The sequence below is a fragment of the Vibrio sp. 10N.237.312.B06 genome (assembly GCF_041464685.1).
GTDB lineage: Bacteria > Pseudomonadota > Gammaproteobacteria > Enterobacterales > Vibrionaceae > Vibrio > Vibrio tasmaniensis_A.
In genome coordinates, this window is record NZ_JBFSPI010000097.1 from 1 (window position 1) to 18,490 (window position 18,490).

25 protein-coding genes and 2 pseudogenes are annotated in these 18,490 nt (G+C 43.1%); 22 read left to right on the forward strand and 5 right to left on the reverse strand.

What is annotated here, in order from left to right:
- Positions 1 to 45 precede the first annotated feature (45 nt).
- From AB6C75_RS19870 to AB6C75_RS19935, 14 genes and pseudogenes are all read left to right on the forward strand, one after another.
- Positions 46 to 312, forward strand: a pseudogene (locus AB6C75_RS19870) (MBL fold metallo-hydrolase); the annotation flags it as partial.
- A gap of 56 nt (positions 313 to 368) precedes the next feature.
- Entirely contained in the window at positions 369 to 782 is a 414-nt protein-coding gene (locus AB6C75_RS19875) for an NUDIX hydrolase (RefSeq protein WP_012604024.1), read from the forward strand.
- Between the two features lie 49 nt (positions 783 to 831).
- The gene (locus AB6C75_RS19880) at positions 832 to 1,239 is read left to right on the forward strand and encodes a VOC family protein (RefSeq protein WP_017104348.1); all 408 of its coding nucleotides are present in this window, start codon (positions 832 to 834) and stop codon (positions 1,237 to 1,239) included.
- 77 nt (positions 1,240 to 1,316) lie between these two features.
- On the forward strand, positions 1,317 to 1,751 hold the full coding sequence (locus tag AB6C75_RS19885; RefSeq protein WP_012604022.1) for a GNAT family N-acetyltransferase: 435 nt from the start codon (positions 1,317 to 1,319) through the stop codon (positions 1,749 to 1,751).
- Positions 1,752 to 1,840: 89 nt separating this feature from the next.
- On the forward strand, positions 1,841 to 2,197 hold the full coding sequence (locus AB6C75_RS19890) for a hypothetical protein (protein WP_009846824.1): 357 nt from the start codon (positions 1,841 to 1,843) through the stop codon (positions 2,195 to 2,197).
- A 36-nt stretch (positions 2,198 to 2,233) separates the two neighbouring features.
- Entirely contained in the window at positions 2,234 to 2,704 is a 471-nt protein-coding gene (locus AB6C75_RS19895) for a GNAT family N-acetyltransferase (protein WP_012604020.1), read from the forward strand.
- A gap of 49 nt (positions 2,705 to 2,753) precedes the next feature.
- Positions 2,754 to 3,374, forward strand: coding sequence for a LysE family translocator (locus tag AB6C75_RS19900; protein ID WP_372108865.1), 621 nt, complete (start codon positions 2,754 to 2,756; stop codon positions 3,372 to 3,374).
- 110 nt (positions 3,375 to 3,484) lie between these two features.
- Positions 3,485 to 3,901, forward strand: a complete 417-nt coding sequence (locus tag AB6C75_RS19905) for a VOC family protein (RefSeq protein WP_017061801.1) — start codon at positions 3,485 to 3,487, stop codon at positions 3,899 to 3,901.
- A 53-nt stretch (positions 3,902 to 3,954) separates the two neighbouring features.
- On the forward strand, positions 3,955 to 4,536 hold the full coding sequence (locus AB6C75_RS19910) for an HD domain-containing protein (protein ID WP_135381692.1): 582 nt from the start codon (positions 3,955 to 3,957) through the stop codon (positions 4,534 to 4,536).
- A 121-nt stretch (positions 4,537 to 4,657) separates the two neighbouring features.
- On the forward strand, positions 4,658 to 5,050 hold the full coding sequence (locus AB6C75_RS19915) for a hypothetical protein (RefSeq protein WP_102248895.1): 393 nt from the start codon (positions 4,658 to 4,660) through the stop codon (positions 5,048 to 5,050).
- 188 nt (positions 5,051 to 5,238) lie between these two features.
- Positions 5,239 to 5,496: a hypothetical protein gene (locus tag AB6C75_RS19920; RefSeq protein WP_017080543.1), complete on the forward strand. Its 258-nt coding sequence runs from the start codon at positions 5,239 to 5,241 to the stop codon at positions 5,494 to 5,496.
- Between the two features lie 181 nt (positions 5,497 to 5,677).
- A complete protein-coding gene (locus tag AB6C75_RS19925; RefSeq protein WP_372108868.1) occupies positions 5,678 to 6,136 on the forward strand; it encodes a DUF302 domain-containing protein in 459 nt (152 codons plus the stop codon).
- 266 nt (positions 6,137 to 6,402) lie between these two features.
- Positions 6,403 to 6,918: an adenylate kinase gene (locus AB6C75_RS19930; RefSeq protein WP_372108870.1), complete on the forward strand. Its 516-nt coding sequence runs from the start codon at positions 6,403 to 6,405 to the stop codon at positions 6,916 to 6,918.
- A 132-nt stretch (positions 6,919 to 7,050) separates the two neighbouring features.
- Entirely contained in the window at positions 7,051 to 7,293 is a 243-nt protein-coding gene (locus AB6C75_RS19935; protein ID WP_029223182.1) for a hypothetical protein, read from the forward strand.
- A 105-nt stretch (positions 7,294 to 7,398) separates the two neighbouring features.
- Here the strand turns inward: AB6C75_RS19935 and AB6C75_RS19940 are convergent, their stop codons facing one another.
- Positions 7,399 to 7,731, reverse strand: coding sequence for a PBPRA1643 family SWIM/SEC-C metal-binding motif protein (locus AB6C75_RS19940; RefSeq protein ID WP_041472810.1), 333 nt, complete (start codon positions 7,729 to 7,731; stop codon positions 7,399 to 7,401).
- Positions 7,732 to 7,986: 255 nt separating this feature from the next.
- On the opposite strand from AB6C75_RS19940, the pseudogene AB6C75_RS19945 reads away from it, so the two are divergent.
- From AB6C75_RS19945 to catB, 4 genes and pseudogenes are all read left to right on the forward strand, one after another.
- Positions 7,987 to 8,702, forward strand: a pseudogene (locus AB6C75_RS19945) (HAD family hydrolase).
- A 42-nt stretch (positions 8,703 to 8,744) separates the two neighbouring features.
- The gene (locus tag AB6C75_RS19950; RefSeq protein ID WP_372108872.1) at positions 8,745 to 9,128 is read left to right on the forward strand and encodes a nuclear transport factor 2 family protein; all 384 of its coding nucleotides are present in this window, start codon (positions 8,745 to 8,747) and stop codon (positions 9,126 to 9,128) included.
- Positions 9,129 to 9,198: 70 nt separating this feature from the next.
- Positions 9,199 to 9,930, forward strand: a complete 732-nt coding sequence (locus AB6C75_RS19955; protein WP_009846813.1) for a glucose 1-dehydrogenase — start codon at positions 9,199 to 9,201, stop codon at positions 9,928 to 9,930.
- A 93-nt stretch (positions 9,931 to 10,023) separates the two neighbouring features.
- Complete coding sequence (gene catB, locus AB6C75_RS19960; protein ID WP_372108875.1) at positions 10,024 to 10,650, forward strand: type B chloramphenicol O-acetyltransferase; 627 nt, start codon at positions 10,024 to 10,026, stop codon at positions 10,648 to 10,650.
- An 80-nt stretch (positions 10,651 to 10,730) separates the two neighbouring features.
- Here the strand turns inward: catB and AB6C75_RS19965 are convergent, their stop codons facing one another.
- Positions 10,731 to 11,096: a cytochrome c gene (locus AB6C75_RS19965; RefSeq protein ID WP_372108877.1), complete on the reverse strand. Its 366-nt coding sequence runs from the start codon at positions 11,094 to 11,096 to the stop codon at positions 10,731 to 10,733.
- A gap of 244 nt (positions 11,097 to 11,340) precedes the next feature.
- Here AB6C75_RS19965 and AB6C75_RS19970 point away from each other — a divergent pair, with 244 nt between their 5' ends.
- The 3 genes from AB6C75_RS19970 to AB6C75_RS19980 all read left to right on the forward strand — a co-directional run bounded on the left by AB6C75_RS19970 (position 11,341) and on the right by AB6C75_RS19980 (position 12,351).
- Positions 11,341 to 11,592: a Rho-binding antiterminator gene (locus tag AB6C75_RS19970; RefSeq protein WP_004733849.1), complete on the forward strand. Its 252-nt coding sequence runs from the start codon at positions 11,341 to 11,343 to the stop codon at positions 11,590 to 11,592.
- An 8-nt stretch (positions 11,593 to 11,600) separates the two neighbouring features.
- Positions 11,601 to 11,834: a hypothetical protein gene (locus AB6C75_RS19975; RefSeq protein ID WP_004733848.1), complete on the forward strand. Its 234-nt coding sequence runs from the start codon at positions 11,601 to 11,603 to the stop codon at positions 11,832 to 11,834.
- A gap of 67 nt (positions 11,835 to 11,901) precedes the next feature.
- On the forward strand, positions 11,902 to 12,351 hold the full coding sequence (locus tag AB6C75_RS19980) for a GyrI-like domain-containing protein (RefSeq protein WP_372048380.1): 450 nt from the start codon (positions 11,902 to 11,904) through the stop codon (positions 12,349 to 12,351).
- 150 nt (positions 12,352 to 12,501) lie between these two features.
- Here the strand turns inward: AB6C75_RS19980 and gltS are convergent, their stop codons facing one another.
- From gltS to AB6C75_RS19995, 3 genes are all read right to left on the reverse strand, one after another.
- Positions 12,502 to 13,725, reverse strand: a complete 1,224-nt coding sequence (gene gltS / locus AB6C75_RS19985; protein WP_372108880.1) for a sodium/glutamate symporter — start codon at positions 13,723 to 13,725, stop codon at positions 12,502 to 12,504.
- Between the two features lie 76 nt (positions 13,726 to 13,801).
- A complete protein-coding gene (locus tag AB6C75_RS19990; RefSeq protein WP_372108882.1) occupies positions 13,802 to 15,175 on the reverse strand; it encodes a patatin-like phospholipase family protein in 1,374 nt (457 codons plus the stop codon).
- A gap of 195 nt (positions 15,176 to 15,370) precedes the next feature.
- Positions 15,371 to 15,961, reverse strand: a complete 591-nt coding sequence (locus AB6C75_RS19995; RefSeq protein WP_372108886.1) for a glutathione S-transferase — start codon at positions 15,959 to 15,961, stop codon at positions 15,371 to 15,373.
- Positions 15,962 to 16,134: 173 nt separating this feature from the next.
- Here AB6C75_RS19995 and AB6C75_RS20000 point away from each other — a divergent pair, with 173 nt between their 5' ends.
- Positions 16,135 to 18,390: a peptidase U32 family protein gene (locus AB6C75_RS20000; RefSeq protein ID WP_372108884.1), complete on the forward strand. Its 2,256-nt coding sequence runs from the start codon at positions 16,135 to 16,137 to the stop codon at positions 18,388 to 18,390.
- Positions 18,391 to 18,490 lie beyond the last annotated feature (100 nt).

The window sequence follows — 18,490 nt, forward strand, 5'->3', positions numbered from 1 at the left end:
CTTGTTCAACACTTGGGATTTAGTGTTGGCTACGCAACACCTTAATCCTTATTCGATACAGCGGTTACTCTGTTCCCAGGAGAGAGAATAAAAGCGGTTGTCGGGGGCTTCCATTTAGTGGGCTTACCATTGTTCAATAGTATTGGTGGCACAAAGCAAGACATTAGAGATCTTGGATTGACGTTGTCTCAATACCCCATTGATAAACTGTATACAGGGCACTGTACAGGCAAGAAAGCTTATGGCCTGTTGAAAGAAGTATTAGGCGAGCGTTTGGAAGCAATGCCGACAGGTCGGCGTATTCATGTGTAGCGTTGGTCAAACCTTAGCTGTACGTTTGTCACTTGGTAAGAATTAAGGAGTTTTAAGTGAGTCATGAAGTAAGAGTAGGTGTCGCTGCGGTTATTCTACGTGAAGGACGAGTACTACTTGGAGAGCGAATTGGTTCTCATGGGGCTCATACGTGGGCAACGCCGGGCGGACACCTTGAATGGGGTGAGAGCATTGAAGAGTGCGCCAAACGTGAAACACTTGAAGAGACAGGCCTAGTTGTTAGTGGATTTGAAAAGCTCTCTTTTACCAATGATATTTTTGAGAAAGAGAACAAGCACTATATAACGCTGTTTGTTGTAGCTTCTGACGCTAGCGGCGAACCGCAGGTGACAGAACCTGATAAATGTAAGCAATGGAAATGGTTTAAGCTAGATGAGTTACCTGAGCCATTGTTTCTTCCTCTGACGAATCTGTTGAGCGATCCAGTCATCTTTGGGAAGCTGGCTTAGTAAAACAGATTCTCCTCATATCTTTAATTGAATGACTAAAGGATCAATGATGACATTACGAGTAGTTCCAGAGCTTTATTGTTTCGATATTAATGTGAGCAAATCCTTCTTTGTCGATGTGTTGGGGTTTGAAGTGAAATACGAGCGCCCAGATGAAGAGTTTGTTTATCTAACGCTTGATGGTGTTGATGTGATGCTTGAAGGGATTGCGGGCAAAAGTCGAAAATGGCTTTCAGGTGATCTGGCGTTACCTTTAGGGCGTGGCGTTAACTTTCAATGGGATGCTATCGACATCGAACCTCTATATCAGAGAGTTAACGAAAGCGCCGCTGATTCTATTTACTTAGCGTTAGAGTCGAAGTCTTATCAATGTGGAGAGTCCATAGCGATTCAGAAGCAGTTCATCGTTCAAACTCCAGATGGTTATCTCTTTAGGTTCTGCCAAGATATTCGTTAACACATAAGTATTATTAGCTACTCATTTATTACGAGAAACACGGCTAACTAAGTACCCGTATAAACAAGGAGAGTAGAGTGGTCAACATTCGGGAAATGGACATTTCAGACTACGACTCAGTGATCGCGTTGTGGTGCCAGACAGAAGGCATGAGTATTCGTGATGCCGATTCGAAAGAAAGCATTGCGAGCTATTTAGATCGTAACCCTGGTCTGAGTTTTGTGGCTGAAAGTAACAACGAGATCATTGGCGCTGTGTTAGTCGGAACGGATGGACGTCGTGGGTATTTACAACATTTAGCTGTCTCGGCCAACTTTAGAGGGCAAAAGTTAGGTTGTAAGCTTGTCGCAGAGGCGGTCAACGCTCTTGCAGGGTTAGGCATCCCGAAGACTCACTTGTTTGTCTATAACGACAACATCAACGCTCAACAGTTTTACGAAAAGTTGGGCTGGTTTCCTCGAGATGAAGTTCGAATGTACTCGTTTAATAGCTCGAATAATAGTAACGTTTAGCCTTAAAGGTTAGTGCTGGTTGAGCTTGAATTTGTAACAGATTCGCGCCCATCTTCCCAATATCAAAACAATCCTTGGAGTATTTAGGAATGTTGTTTTTTAGTCTGTCTAAACCATTGATTCAAGGCTCCGAGTTATGTTCTGAGCTGCTCAATTTCTTAACCGAGCATAAGAGTGATTTCGAAGAAAAGTTAATCCCAGACCTGTCATACATCGATGATATGGCACACGTGGTGGACGGTATTAAAATCAAAGACGTTCTACACATCAATGCGAATCAATACCGCCTTCAATATTCGTTTGATTGGGAGCTGTTTCTAGGTTGTTCAGATAGGAACGAAACTGGTGTCGAGAATGGAAGCGTTCTATTCACACTTGAGGATGATAACGTTCTTAATATCAACTTCCCAAACTACGGTTCTCGAGACACTAGCGATGAGCTCTAGTCGGTTTTTCGTGCGTGTTATACAGAAGGAACAACAATGATAACTATTGAAAGGCTTCAAGAATCACATGTGGCGTTAGTTCAGGCCATCCAACTCGCCGATGAACAGGTTAAGTTCGCTGGTACAGCTGCAGAGTTTTTATTAGACGGCAGTGAAACGACGCACTTGCACGTGATTAAGTCTGATAACGAAGTTGTTGGTTTCTTTAAGCTGGATATCGCTTGCGCAGAGCACTACGAATTCTGCCCTGAAGGAAGTATTGGCTTAAGAGCTTTTGTGCTTGATAAAAACCAGCAAGGTAAAGGTTTAGGAACGGGCACGGTCAAAGCTTTGTTTCCATATTTAAAAGCGAATTACTCAGCGTATGAGTTGATTTACTTAACCGTGAATTGCAAAAATCCCGCAGCATTCAACTGTTATAAGAAAGGCGGCTTCGAAGATACCAATGAACAGTATTTAGGTGGCGCAGCAGGCCCGCAATTTATCATGCGCGGTCAAATCGTTTAGTCACATAAATAGGTTAATTGTCGAACGACAAACGATCTAGGGAGGGATCATGTCAATTACATCAGGAATTGCTCTATTTGTTGCGATGTTACTATCTGCAGCCATACCGGGACCCAGCGTTCTCGCAGTTCTGTCGAGGTCTCTAAGCTTTGGTTGGAAACAAGGCTTGTTAGTGGTGCTTGGCGTACTAATCGCGGATTACATTTTTATATTCTTAGCTTTGTCTGGTTTATCAGCTTTAGCTAGCGCAATGGGTGAATTTGCTACGGTAATTAAATATGTAGGCGTTGCCTATTTGTTTTGGTTGGCTTACACAACATGGACGTCAGATGTTAGTGAATCATCGAGTACATCTTCGGAGCAAGGAATGAAAGCTTCAAGCGTGATTATCGGGTTATTGATGACAGTTTCAAACCCAAAGGCGATTTTGTTTTACATGGGTTTCTTTCCCGCATTCATAGACCTAAAAACATTTACCACAACAGATGTGATGATGATTTTGGTGATTTCAACTGTAGCTGTAGCTGTAGGTGGAGTATTGAGTCTCTATGCTTGCACTGCCTCTAAAGCTCGTTTTGTATTTCAAGGGCGCTCAGCAAAGATGCTATTGAACAGGTTATCAGGTGGCTTTTTGGCGACTTGCGGTGCTTTGCTAGCAACTAAAACATGAGTACTCTTAGGACTGTTTTAACCATAACACCAAACTAAGTGTTAACACCTAGTGTCTTTGCCTGCTTCATGGCATCATTCCACGTAGCTAAAACCCCAACAAGGTATGTTATGAAACAGAATATTGTCCACATTGCACTCGTGGTAAAAGACTACGATGAAGCGCTTGATTTTTATGTAAACAAGCTTAAGTTTGATCTCATCGAAGACACGTATTTACCAGAAGAAGATAAACGCTGGGTTGTTGTTGCTCCACCAAATTCAACCGGTGTGAGCCTGTTACTTGCTAGAGCTTCCAAGCCAGAGCAACTTGATTTCATCGGCAACCAAGCTGGTGGACGCGTATTCCTATTCTTAAACACCGATGACTTCTGGCGTGATTACGAACGCATGACGTCTTTGGGCATTAACTTTGTCCGAGAGCCTAAAGAGCAAGGTTACGGTACCGTTGCTGTGTTTGAAGATCTTTACGGTAACTTGTGGGATCTGCTTCAGTTAAACCCTGAACACCCTATGGCTAACAGGTAAATAAGCTAAGGCTCATTCGTGTGTTGCTCAAGCTCAATTAAAGGAAGCTCATCGTGGAAGAAATCAAAGGCATTCTGCAATTCATGGTCGAGATTGAACAATTAAAGGATGTTCATCGACAGACAAAACCGGTTGGATTGGATCGATATGAAAACTCAGCTGAGCACAGTTGGCACGTCTGTTTGAGCGCTCTTATGTTGAAAGACTATGCCAATGAACAAATCGATATTACGCGAGTGATGAAGATGTTACTGATACATGACCTTGGGGAAATCGATGCAGGAGACACCATCATTTATGCCAGTGAAACCGAAGAAAACAAACTCAAAGAGAGAAACTGTGTTGAGCGCTTGCTGAAATCATTGCCAAGCCATTTAAGAACCGAGTATTTGGATTTATGGCTTGAGTTCGAAGCGGGTGAGTCACCGGAAGCCAGATTTGGTAAGGCGATCGATAGAGTGCCACCTTTGCTTCATAACATCCATGGTGATGGTCACAGCTGGAAGAAGCACAACATATCCAAAGACAAAGTACTGACCTTTAATGGCGAGCGTATCTCTAAAGGCAGTCGTGCTCTATGGAAAGAACTAGAAGTGCAACTTGAAGGTGCTGCGGACAAAGGGTTGTTAAAGTAAAAGTTAGCTATCTTGCCAAGTAATGGCAAACAAGTTTCACCTAACAACGTTTAAATTAAACCCGGGAATTCATAGTGTTACTTCAGAGTAGCAAGCCCATTGTTGAAGGAATAAGAACCACATGAAAACCACTGCTTTAGCTGTATTGTTACTTGGCGTTTCCGGTTGTGTATTTGCAACCGATAACAATATTGAAGCTATCGATTACCAAGTGTCGATCACTGTCGAGGATTCTGAATCAAAACTCAACTTCCCAACCTTTAAGTTCGACTCTTTCGGACAGGAAGTCTCATCTCAAACTGAAGAATGCATTTATTCGGGTGTTCTTTCTAAGCATGAAGCTAACGCTATTCTACTGGAAGCCAAAATGTCATGCGATTATGAAAATGGAGAGTCTAGCGGACAGATGCCTGTTTTTATTCTTGATAAAGAGGGTGGAGAAGCAAGTATCGAGCTCGGAGAAGATGAAGCAAACCTGTGGAAATACACGGTTCTAATTAAAGCGCTTAACTAAATTTCAAACGATACACGGTTACTCTTTTTGTTCTGCGCAATGCCAATAAAAGTAGATACATGGCACATGGTATTATCTCGTGTCTCATTTCTTTCTAATAAAACTCTAAAGGACAACAATGAGTTCGAGAACCGAGTGATAAGTTGTTAGTATTCATCAACTTTATAAATGTTAGATGACTTATATAAATGCTTGATAATAAATATATTAAACACCCTTATCACTGTGAGCAGTGCAACGCACTTACCCCGCACCTTGCTGTTAACGCTTCCGATGCTGAATCTAAAGCGGACGCTGAATCTGAAAAGAAACAATGGAAACTAGGCGTGTTGATGGAGTACCTGATGACGTTATTGTTTAAAGGTGACCATAATGTTCCCGGTTTTTATGTCGACAGTGATTACGAATACCAGTGTGAAAAGTGTGGGACTAAGTCGTGGCACTGATCATGTGTTTAGCTTTTGAAACAATTCCTATCTCAACTGCTGATAATAAGACGCATTAGAAAAGTGATCCTCTCTGCAAATTGAGAATGGAAACGTGTCTATACTGACATGGGTTACGTCGCTGATTTTAGAAGTGGCGCTACGAATGTAAGTTTGATTAGGTTAAATCTCAGAGGTGACGATGAAAAAATTACTACCACTATGCGCCATTTTACTCTCGGCATCATTTTCAGCTACGGCTTCTGATGGTTTGATTAAATACCAAAGTAATTACTCAGTGAAAGAGACCGCTGACCGCTTTGAAGAAATCGCCAAAAGCAAAGGTTTGACCTTGTTTGCGAGAATCGACCATCAGAAAAATGCGAGTAAGGTTGCTCTTGAATTGAGACCAACGGAAGTCATCATCTTTGGTAACCCAAAAGTAGGGACACCATTAATGCAATGCGCTCAAGATGTCGCGATAGACTTACCGCAGAAGGTGTTAGTCACGGAAGATTCCAATAAGAAAGTATGGTTGTCTTACAACGATCCTAATTACTTGGTAGAGCGTCACGCGATCAATGGCTGTGACGAAGTGGTTAAGAAGATATCGGGTGTACTAAGCAAGCTTTCAGAAGCGACAGTGGCGAAAGCTGAATAACCGAGCCAATAGGCACTCATTTAGACCATTAATGGGTGCGACTTGACGATGATATAGCTTCCCAATCAACGTTTGGCTGCATTGACAACTAAGCAACAATATATAAAAGTAGTGTTATGAAACTGAATTTAGCGTCATCTAACCAACGAATTATCATCATTCCATAGGAATGGTGGGATTGTTGATGCGCTTTGTTTATCGAACCCACCCGTAAGGTGGGTTTTTTGTCGCTGTCTTATGGGTTTTATCTGAATAGAGGAAGTCATATGAAAAAGGTCGCGGTTTTTGGCAAGCCTGGGAGTGGAAAGTCCACAATCAGCAAGGCGTTGGCTCTAGCTACAGGCATAGAGCTTCACCAGTTGGACTCTATTGTTTATAAGGCCAACGGAGAGTTTGTTGAGCGTGAAGTGTTCGACCTAGCGCACGACAACATAATCAACTCTGAAAGCTGGATCATCGATGGTTTTGGCCCTCTAGGCTCGTTCAACACACGGTTAGATGCAGCTGATACCTTGGTTTATATCGACCTTCCTTATTCAACTAGCTACTGGTTTGTAACCAAGAGAATGCTCAAAGGTTTATTTGTTAAACCTGAAGGCTGGCCTGATGGAAGCTCAGTGCTAAAAGGCACGATACAAAGTTATAAGACACTAAAACTGTGTCCTAAATTTTGGAATGACGACTTTAGAGCGCAGTTAGAATTGCGCGCTAAAGAGAAAGAGGTTTACATCATCAGAAGCGTGACTGAATTGAATAACTTTGTTCATCAACACGTCACTTAACAGTCGAGAGCTTACCTTTCTTTGAAACGCTTTAATTTGCTCATAACTTTATGAAAATATATAGATTAAACTCAACATGTGGCATATTTGCCATGTGTTGAATTTGTGCTTTGAGTTAAGGCTATAGATATTATGTATGGAAGTGAGAAGACGAGAGCGTTCTGCTGTAACTGTAAGAAACTTACACTGCATAGGTACACGATGTTCAGTAGCCAAGTGCAAAAGGCACCACAAGCTGAAGATAAAGAACCGAGTTTACTCCAACGAATTTTATCGGAGTTTCTATCTTTTGGTGTTACAGGTTCGGGCGCGACAGGTGATTACAAATGTACCCAATGTGGAACATATTTGAATACACCAGACAACCTCGACTGAGTTTGTGAGTTTGGCTTAGGCAAATAAAAACGGGAAGACCTCAATGATCTTCCCGTTAGATATTACTTAACTCATCGTGCTATTGGCAGTTTTGAGTGAGAAGCCTTATGCACAACATTTCTTGTATTTCTTACCGCTACCGCAAGAACATGGGTCGTTACGGTTAGGGGTCTTTTCAAACGTCATCGTTTTTGGCTTGTTCAGTAGAGTATCAAGCTCGATGGTGTTCTCTTCTTTGTCTGCGTCGACTGTAACAGTAACGAAGATAGTATTTTCAGCAGCTAATGCTTCAACTTCTGCTTTGCGCGCTTCAGTTTGAACTACTACAGCAATTGGAGATTCTTCAGTACCCGCTTTTACATCGCGGTTTACGTTGTAGCCAGCAAGAACGTGGTTCTGTCTTGTTTCGATACGGCCTTTGAAAAATAGTTTCGACATTGGGTACTCATTAAAAGTGTTGAATGGCGCTATTTTTAATGGCGATAGCGCAATGGAGCGGGGATTATACGCATATATTGCAATTGATAAAGCAGTGATGTGAGCAAAGGCTGTTTGGTTTTTGTTTGCTAGTAACGGTTTGTTCTCTAGCTTTGCTCCTATTAGACAAATTTCGAAATTCAAGACAATAAGATTTCCCTCAATAGGGTTTCAAGTGATAAATTGAAATCGTCAATTTAAACAACGAGATACACCATGAAGTTAGATGCCATCCTTGGGATTACGATGGAACCTTAGTCAACTCCGTTCCAAAGAATATCGCAATCACCAAAGACATTATCTCTTTAGTTGCGCCACACTTGTCAGGCGACAACTTACCTAAATATTTGCTTAGCGAAGCGCTTTATCATGAAGCCAACCACGGTGCTAAAAACTGGCAAGCCTTATATGTCGACTATTACGGTTTATCACACGATGAAATGTTGATCGCTGGTGGAATGTGGGCAGAGCATCAAGAGAAAAACCAAACAGCCGTTGCCTTGTTTGAAGGAATGGAAATCGTGGTTAATCAGTTTGCGCATCTTCCACATGGGATCTGCTCTCAAAACTCTCAATTGAATATTCGTGGTGTACTCGACAGTTATGGCATCGGCGATTTGTTTAAATCGGTCGTGGGTTATGACGATGTCTCGAACGGCAACCAAAAACCCCATCCATTTGGTGGTGTGAAATGTGTCGAGAACATATTTGGCGCCGATCCGACTAATGAGCTTTGTTTGATGTACATCGGTGACCATGAAGCGGACACACAGTTTGCTCGCAATATTGAAGCCGCGCTGGGTAACAATGCAAAAGTGATTGCCGTAGCCGCAGGTTATAGCCGATCGGAGCCTGAAAATTGGCAAACCAAGCCGGACTACATTGCTAACAGTGTCGATGATCTTTCAATAATCATTGGCAAATACGTTTAATCAGTAACGCTTAGTCGAAAGTAGCTAATTTAAGGAAGAATAATGACACCAAAACAAGTGGTATTAGGTTTTTGGGATGCAATGCGCAGTAATGATTTTGCCAAGGCAAGCGAATGGCTAGCGGAAGATTTTGAAGGCTATTGGCCTCAGTCGTCTGAATTGACGGTAGGGCGCGACAACTTCACGGCAATCAATGTTGAATACCCCGCCAATGGTGTTTGGGAGTTCACGCTCAATTCAATTGTCTGTGAAGGTGATACGGTAGTAACGGACGTTTCGGTTACAGACAGTGTATTGAAAGACCGGGTGATCACCTTTCACACGGTCGTTGATGGTCTAATTCAAAAGCAAACTGAGTTTTGGCCAGACCCATTCGAAGCGCCGGCGTGGCGATCGCAGTGGGTTCAGGTTGTATCGAACAATTAGTTTGTGTCGATACGATCAGTTTATATCGAGAAATCAGGTTATATCAAACAAGTAGTATTAGGAGGTTTCATTGAACAAGGTAGTGATTGTAACAGGCGGGAGCCGAGGCATTGGCGCGGCGACATCTAAATTGTTGGCCAGTAAAGGTTATGCCGTATGTGTTAACTTCATACACAATGAGTCGCGAGCTGAAGATCTAGTGAACGAGATTCGTGAACAAGGCGGAACTGCCATAAGCGTGCGTGCGGACGTGTCTGTTGAATCGGACGTGAAATCCTTATTCGAGATTGCTCGTAACAAGCTAGGTCCAGTGACTCACTTGGTCAATAATGCAGGGATTTTATTTACTCAGTCACCTTTGGTTGACATCGAATTGGATCGCTTTGAAAAGGTGATGAAATCGAATGTATCAAGCTGCTTCCTGTGCAGTAAAGCCTTTATCAAACAAGCTGACGGTGCGGGTTCGATCGTGAATGTATCGTCTGCTGCTTCGCGAACGGGCGCACCATTTGAGTACGTGGATTACGCAGCATCGAAAGGTGCGATGGATTCACTCACCAAAGGCTTATCGCTTGAATTGGCTTCACGCAATATCCGAGTGAATGGCGTAAGGCCAGGGTGCATTTATACTGAGATGCACGCAGACGGCGGAGAACCTGATCGCGTAGACAGACTAGCTTCGCAACTACCATTACAACGAGGTGGCACGCCAGAAGAAGTCGCTAACTCTATCGCGTGGTTACTGTCAGACGAAGCTTCTTATGTAACCGGCTCATTTATTGATATTGCGGGCGGTCGATAGGGCACGTTGGCCTTTACACTAAGATAAACCAGTTAAAACCATAAACACGCAACAAAAGTACCTAACTAAAAGAACGAAACTAAGAGTACAAACATGAAAAACTATTTTGAGAGCCCGTTTGTCGGAAAGTCACTGAAAGAACAAGTGACCAACCCAAACATCATCGTGGGCGAACATAGCTACTATTCAGGTTATTACCACAATCACAGCTTTGATGATTGTGCGCGTTATCTGCTGCCTGATAGAACAGACATCGACAAGTTGATCATCGGCAGTTATTGCTCGATTGGTTCAGGTGCCGTATTTATGATGGCGGGAAACCAAGGCCACCAAAATCAGTGGGTGAGTACCTTCCCGTTTTTCTACCAAGACGACGAGAAGTTTGAAGATGCGATAGACGGCTTTGAACGCTCTGGTGATACCATGATTGGTAACGATGTGTGGATTGGCACAGAAGCGATGATCATGAGTGGTGTTAAGGTTGGTGACGGGGCGATTATCGCGAGTAGAGCGGTTGTGACCAAAGATGTAGCGCCATACTCGATTGTCGGTTCAAACCCTGCTCGCCATATCCGTTATCGATTCGATGACACTGAGATTGCTCAGTTGTTAGAAATGAAATGGTGGGAGTGGAGCGAAGAACAGATCAAAGGCGCAATGTCGTTGATGTGTTCTTCAGATATCGATGGGCTTTATCATTATTGGAAAGCTCTCAAGTAATCGCTGTCCCCCGATATAGCCACGCGTGACAATGTAGCCCCACATGGTGTTTATACAAGAATGCTCAAACAAGTGAAAATTTACTGAATTGAATCTATATATGACAAGACATCTAACGCGTCTTGCTTTGTGATAACATCTTTCCACGCTGGCATACCTTGTTCTGCGTTACCTTCTAAAATGTCATTCGCCAAAGAACTTGGACTGGTAAAAAAGCCGCCTAGTTTATTAGCGATATTGGCGGGCTTGTGTGGCAATGAAGCGGCAGTGGGGCCATCACCGTGTCCTTTGTCGCCATGACACACCCGACAAAGCTGCGTGTATTTGGCTTTACCATTGGCAAAGTGCCTCGCATCGATTTCTGAGGCGGCACTCGCATTAAACGTCATCATTGAAGCGACTAAACCTAAAAAAGCTAACACGTGTAAATGGTTCATGGTTTTCATTGTTTTGTTCTCGATTATTATTTAACAATGAAAGAATAAGCAGGCGTGAGTAGAAGAAACGTGAATGGGTTAAGCTGGATTAAGCTAAGTTTAGAAGTAGGTTTAGAAGCACGTTTAGAAATAGGATTAGAAGCAAGTTTAGTTTCGGACGAACATCAATGTGATTTAGGTAAATGATTGATCATATGCATATTGCATAGTATGGCGTGTCGCATTAGCGTGGTGGATGAATTGGAGGGGTATTATGATTAGTTGCAACGATTACGATTATATTGAGATTGTGTGTATGCACCGATACCCAATCAAATTAACGCTGAAGTCTGGCGAGCAGATTGAATGTGTCGGATTAGATACTCAACGCAATGATAGCCGTGAAGAGTGCATTAAGGTCAGTATTCAAGGTGTAGAACAACTTGTCGTACTCACTGATCTTTCCACACTAGAAGTCTGTGTCGACAATCCTCATTTTCAGCAGATTTCATTCAAAACGTCATAGGCTTTCAAATGAATAACACCATAGAACAATGCTATTGCACCGCGTGCAGAGAAGACACACAACATGTTGTTGTGTTGGTCAGAAAGACGAGTGCGTTTGCAGACAAACCTAACCAAAAGCGAAGCGAGTTTTGGGCAGGCATGATAAAAGGTTGGTTCCTTGGCCCGTTTATCGCGTCAATGGATGAGTTTTCTCGTCACCTTGTCTGCGAAAAATGTGGGCATAAAGAGATACAAGATTAGTCGTGTTATTTTACAAAACATTGGATTCAATATAGTTAGATCGTCAATTGGCTTAGGAATAAAACGAATGAAAGTAGAAACGATTGAAGCTGTAAAGGCGTATGGTTTTTCAGTAAGAACCACTAATACCGATGAGATGGATCCAGCCAAAGCCAAGATAGGGAAATTGTGGCAGGGCTTTTTTGACCAAGCGTTTCCAAAATTAACACCGGATTCAAAAGTGTACGGTGTCTACACCAACTACGAGTCAGACTTTACGGGTGAATTTGATGTTATCGCTTGTACTAACGCACTCACCGATAACAATTTAGATGCGCTTGTCGAAACCGAAATACAAGCAGGCAAATACTTAACGTTTTCTGCTGAAGGTGAACTCCCTCAAGCAGTGATCGACCTATGGGGTGAAGTATGGGCGTATTTCAACGCAGCGGATTGCCCACATGTTCGAACTTACACGACAGATTTTGAATTCTACAAAGGCGAAACTGAAGTCGAGATTTCGATAGCGATTCAATAAGCTTTGGGTTGTCGTTAGTGATAGTCAAATTGAGTCATTAGCAAAAGAGCCGCTCTGTACGAGCGGCTCTTTTTATTGGGGTACACCGCCTAAATAAATTGCGGTACACCGCTTTAACAAATTGTGGTGTACCGTCTTAACAAAGGTCAGCTACATCATTCTCATGAAGTAAGGAATAATCAGGGCGTTCGCTAAATCAATGAAGAACGCGCATACCAATGGCACGATGATGAAGGCTTGTGCTGAATGCCCATATTTCTGACTTACTGCCGACATGTTTGCCATGGCTGTAGGTGTTGAACCTAACGAAATCCCTCCGAACCCAGCACATACAACAGCCGCACCATAGGTCTTACCCATTGATGGGAACACGATGAAGATATTGATTATCACGGCCAATAGCAGCTGCATTGCCAATATCGCGAAGATAGGACCCGCCAAGTCAATGAGCGTCCAAAGCTGCATGCTCATTAATGACATCGCCAAAAATGTACCCAGAGAGATTTCAGCAATTAAGTCGATAGCGGGCGAGCGTGTCGGCCATTTTGCGCCCGAGATTCTTGGGTAGGAGTCTGGCATTACGTTGGTGATCACGATACCCGCAAACAAACACGATACGAACAGTGGAAGTTGTAATCCTGTTTGACTGATCAATTCATTAAGCAACGCGCCGACAATGACACAAATATGGATCGCTAATACGGCGTCCAAAAATTGAAATGATGTGAGAGCTTGTTGTTGCTTTTTGGCCTTTGAATCGATTGAGCCTGATTGCTCATCGGTAGGTTTGAGGTTATGACGCTTGATGAGAAACTTTGCAATAGGACCGCCCATAAGGCTGGCTAAAATCAGCCCGAACGTTGCACTGGCGATACCAATTTCCATTGCGCTTTCTAGGCCGAATTCTTCTGCAACCTTGGGTGCCCAAGCAATCGCGGTGCCATGTCCGCCAATCAGTGAAATACTTCCGCTGAGCAGGCCAAAGACAGGCTCTAGGCTAAACATTGATGCGACAGAAATACCGACGATGTTCTGCATGATCATGAAGAAGATAGTGATTGCTAGCAAAATGACCAAGGGCTTTCCGCCTTTGAACAGGTCTTTCAAACTTGAGTTAATACCAATCGTGGTAAAGAAGTAGACCAATAATACATCGCGGGCAAACAGATCAAACTGCACTTCGATTGAGGTCGTCGCGTATAAAACCGCGAACAGAAGCGATGCCAAAATCCCACCAGAGACAGGTTCAGGGATACTGAACTCTTTCAAAAAACCGATGACTTGATTCAGCCTTCGTCCGACAAATAGAACCACGATCCCCATGGTCACTGCAAAGAATGACCCGAGATGTAAGATGTTGTTTTCAAATTCCATAGTGATCCTTGTAAAGGTGAAGTTATGACGTAACTTTAGTTGCCAAATTGCGCTTTAATAAGCAACTAGATTAGCATTATTTGTTGCGTTCAAATGATAAGAAGTTTCGGAATTCCGGATCGGCAACAAGTTGTTTGTTACCTTCTTCAATCAATAGGTCGACGTTTTCTTTGTCTATCATAAAGTCCGTCGGAATTTGATTGAGCAAATATCGCTTTGCGCTGTTGTCTGATTTATTCAAGCTGATCTCAATGAAGTAGGGTGAAACCTTACGACCTTGATGAGAGGCCAGTTCTTGCCAAGATTGCAACTCGTCAACGATCAAATCTTTTGTTGTATCGTTGTAGCGATGCAACTGTATATCGGTGATGACATCCACCGTTTGTTTCATGGAAGGTGCTTCAATCGACTCTCCAATGCCAGATTCTGGCGTCGTCGATGCATCAACCGAAATGATGACAATAGGGCGCGCGTGTTGGTTGTCGTACAAGTTTTTCAACTCTTCGTTGTCGTTGTAACGCAAGTATTCAGACATCTCATATACCGATAGCAAACCGAGGTTGTCAGTAATTCCGCCATCCACAAGGTGGAGATAACTCACATCATCCTTATTGCTATATGACTTTAACGACTTGATCAGATTTCGGTTGCGGTAACTTGTGGCCTCAAACGAGGGTTGTAAATGCTCTGATTTATCACAGTCATTTTTGTTTTCTAGTACCACAGGTGTGAAAACGAAAGGCACAGCAGAAGAAGCCGTCACCGAACTGGACACTGAATAGCTGTTCAAGTCTGAACATATGAGGTCAAAATACTCTTGTGTGAATGAAAAACGCGAACCCGTTGAAATGTCGGTCGCGTTAATGACAATGTAGGGTGCATCTTCTCGGTGCATGTCGGCAAATGTACTTTCACCGAAGATGTTGGCTTTGTAATAGTCGGTGGCTTTGTCTGTTCTGGTGGCGTACGAGAACCAATAAGTCGGAGATAAAAGGATGGAGAACAGATCTTTTGAGACTTCGTGATAAAGGAACGTTTCTTCGTAATCTTCGAATATCTGGTCACCATACAAACCATAATACGCGGCGGTAAAGCTGCCACCGGATACCGAACTGATCATATCAACTTCTTCTAACAGATTGACCGTTTCACCATTTACTTGGATGTTGGTGTCGCGCAATGCTTGCAACACACCATATGAGAGCGCCGCCGCACGCGTGCCGCCCCCAGAAAAAGAGAGGATCAACGTGACTTTGCTATTGGGTTTATTGAAGCTCTTGGCTGTGTAGGCTTGATTCTGCTGCGCAGCAGATGGGCTTGTGTTGGTTGCTTTGTTTTTCGCGCTACAGCCTGAAAGGGCAAGCGAGAAGGCCACTAACAGTGAAACTTTCGCGAACCCTTTAAAATCGGGGCTAGGTGTGTTGAATGTGTTTACTTTGTTTTTTGGCATAGCGCATTTCAAACTAACGTTGTGATTGAGTGAAATGCGATTTTCGTTGATATCTAATATGCCATCAATAGCATTGCTTGTGATTCAGTGTCACGATTCTCATAACAATAGAGAGCTGTCTATGCTTATTTAGAACTGTTTACAGTCATCTTCGGTAATCTAGAGTTATCTTCAGCAATTCATAGCGACTTAATACTACCCAAAAACACAATCTTGCTTGGTTTCATTCCACAAAGGATATTGCTTCATGACTTGGGTATAGAGCTTACTTTCAAGGTGCGCTCTTAACCAACGTCCTACGTTTTTATATTCAGATTGCACAAACCACTTCTTCTCGACTCTTACGAACTGACTAACAAACGGCATCACAGCAAAGTCGGCTAGGCTAGGGGTGTCACCAAAGAAGTAAGGCTGATTGGTGAGTAGCGCTTCTAACTGACGAATGAACGCTTCGCAGGCTTGTCGACGTTGTGCACTATCGATGTTTCGGTAACGAACAGACGCTCTGTACTTTTCTAAGTGGCCAATAAATTCTTCATCGTTGGTTTTAATGAGTTGTTGGACTTGCTCGCTAAGTATTGGATTGCTTAAGCGAAGAAGATCTTGAGGATCGTTTTGTTGAAGCGCCCAGTTCATCACATCTAAGCTCTGTTCTATGATTTGACCATCTGGCAATACCAATACTGGAACAGTGCCTTTTGGCGAACTGGCCAATAGTTCGCTAGGCTTATCTTTGGTAACAATTTCTCGAAGTAACACTTTCTGCTGTGATAGTGCGATACCCATCCTTCCTCGCATAGCGTAAGGGCAGCGTCTTAAAGAATAAAGGATAGGTAAATCGAATTCGTTTGGCATTATTGAGGTCATTTAGTTTGGAAAGTGTTGTTAGGTGGTAAAGAGATCGTGTTGTAGGTAGAATACGCGCCTTAAAAATTATAAGTAAGTGAGCGACTTCAAAAATGAGCAGAAAGATTGAGTTATTAGCCCCAGGTGGCGATGTCGAGGCGATTAAAGCCGCTATCGTGGCCGGTGCCAATGCGGTTTATTGTGGTTTAGACACCTTCAACGCTCGTAACAGAGCCTCTAACCTTTCGTTAGATGAGTTGAATGGTGTGATTCGCCTTGCTCATGAATATGGTTGTGAAGTGTTTCTGACTCTTAACGTTGTGCTGCTGGAGCATGAAATTAAGACTATCACTAAATTGCTGAACCAACTGGTGAACACCAAACTAGACGGCATCATCGTTCAAGATCTTGGTTTGTTTGATTTGGTGAAAAAGCATTTCCCATCGTTAGATGTTCACGCATCGACTCAGTTAACGACGCACAACGAAGGCCAGATTAAGTTCTTGTCTAAGATTGGCGCGACGCGCGTTAACTTGTCTCGTGAATTGAACCTACCAGAAATCAAAATGCTGACGGAAGTGGCACACGATCACGATGTTCTAACTGAAGTGTTTGTACATGGCGCTTTGTGTATAGCATTCTCTGGCCAATGTTACTCAAGCTCTGTAAGTGTCGGCAACTCAGGTAACCGTGGGCGTTGTAGCCAAGCGTGTCGTGATGAATACGAAATCACCAACGCAGGCAACAAGTTCCCACTGAACTTGAAAGATAACTCCGCTTACTACGACCTACCAGAACTGGTTGACGCGAAAGTTGACTCGTTGAAAGTAGAAGGCCGTATTAAAGGCGCACACTACGTATACACTGTGGTAGACACGTGGCGAAAACAGATTGATAGCTTTGTAGAAAGTGGTTTGTTGATCGAAGACGATTCAAACCTACACAAAGTATTCAACCGTGATTTCACCAACTCTTTCCTTAAGGGCAACCTAACGAAAGACATGTTCATCGATAACCCTCGCGACAACAGCATGAACTACGCCGTTGATAAAGCGACGAAAGAGAACAATGAAATCTCTGTTGTGCAAATTCAAGAAGTAACTAGCGATCTTTATGAAGCTAAGAATGCGCTAGGTAGCGAAATGCGCGACAAGATCGAGTTCCTTGATATTCGTAATACACCTGTGTCATTGTCGTTTAGTGCTAAGGTGGGTCAGCCATTTACGGTGACAGTGAACACACCAAAAGAAAACTTTACGGTTCAATCTCAATCGTTATTGGCAACAGCTAAAGAGACTGCGATTACTCAGGCGTTACTTGAAAAGCGTTTCAAGTCAGTGAAGAGTGCTGTTCATACGCTTGAAAACTGTAACTACGACAACTTAGATGAAGGTCTGATTCTTCCTTTGAAAGAAGTGTCGGTCTTAAAAGACGAAATCGATTTCATCTTAAACGGTTCTGTGAAAGTGATTAAGCACGTTGAAGTGCCAGCACTGCCTCAGCAACCGAAGGTGAACGAGAAGCCAACCATGTCGATGCTTATCGCTGATGTGGAAGATTTGCACCTGTGTGACGTAACTGACGCGGATGTTTACTTCAAACTGCCTGAAAGCTTCAAGAAGCGTTGTAACAAGTACATCGATATCTTGGCAGCAAACCCACGTTTGATTCCTTGGTTTCCTGCAGTATTGATCGGCAAAGATTACGACGAAGCAGTTCGTATTCTGGAAGAGATCAAGCCAGCTCGCATCGTGACCAACAACACGGGTATTGCCTACAAAGCTTACGAGATGGGAATTGAGTGGGTAGCAGGCCCGTTCATGAACACCACAAACTCTCATGCATTGGTTACGCTGAAAGAAGAGCTAAATTGTGCTGGTGCTTTCATTTCGAACGAGATCAACAAAGGTCAGATTCGTCATATTCGCCGCCCAGAGAACTTCAAACTGTTCTACAGCATCTACCACCCAATCTTAATGATGACCAGCCGTCAGTGTTTCTTCCAAAGAACGGTAGGTTGTAACAAGCCAAGCATCGAAGCGGGTTGTATGTTGAAGTGTGAGAAAGCGACCACGATTACCAACGTGAAAGGCATCTCTTTCGCGGTTGATAAACAGAAGGGCGGCTACCCAAGTATTTACAACCACGAGCAGTTCTTAAACCATGACGCTGTAACGGATTTCTCTGGTCTGTTCGACGAGTTCTTCGTCGACCTAACCAACATCGGTGCGGGTTCGAAAGAAGTACAAGACAAAGTAGAGCTTATCAAACACTTCCAAGGTTTGATTGACGGCGTTGATGGTTCACAACAGAACCTAGAGCAGATGGTTGAAGTTCGAACTAACGCTCAATACGTGCAAGGTCTATAGCCAAAAGCTTCAAAGTCCAGAAGATCAAAAAAAAGCCACTCAACCGAGTTAATGCCGATCGTTTAAGAAGACTTGAACGATCTTGCAGTTAGCAGATAAT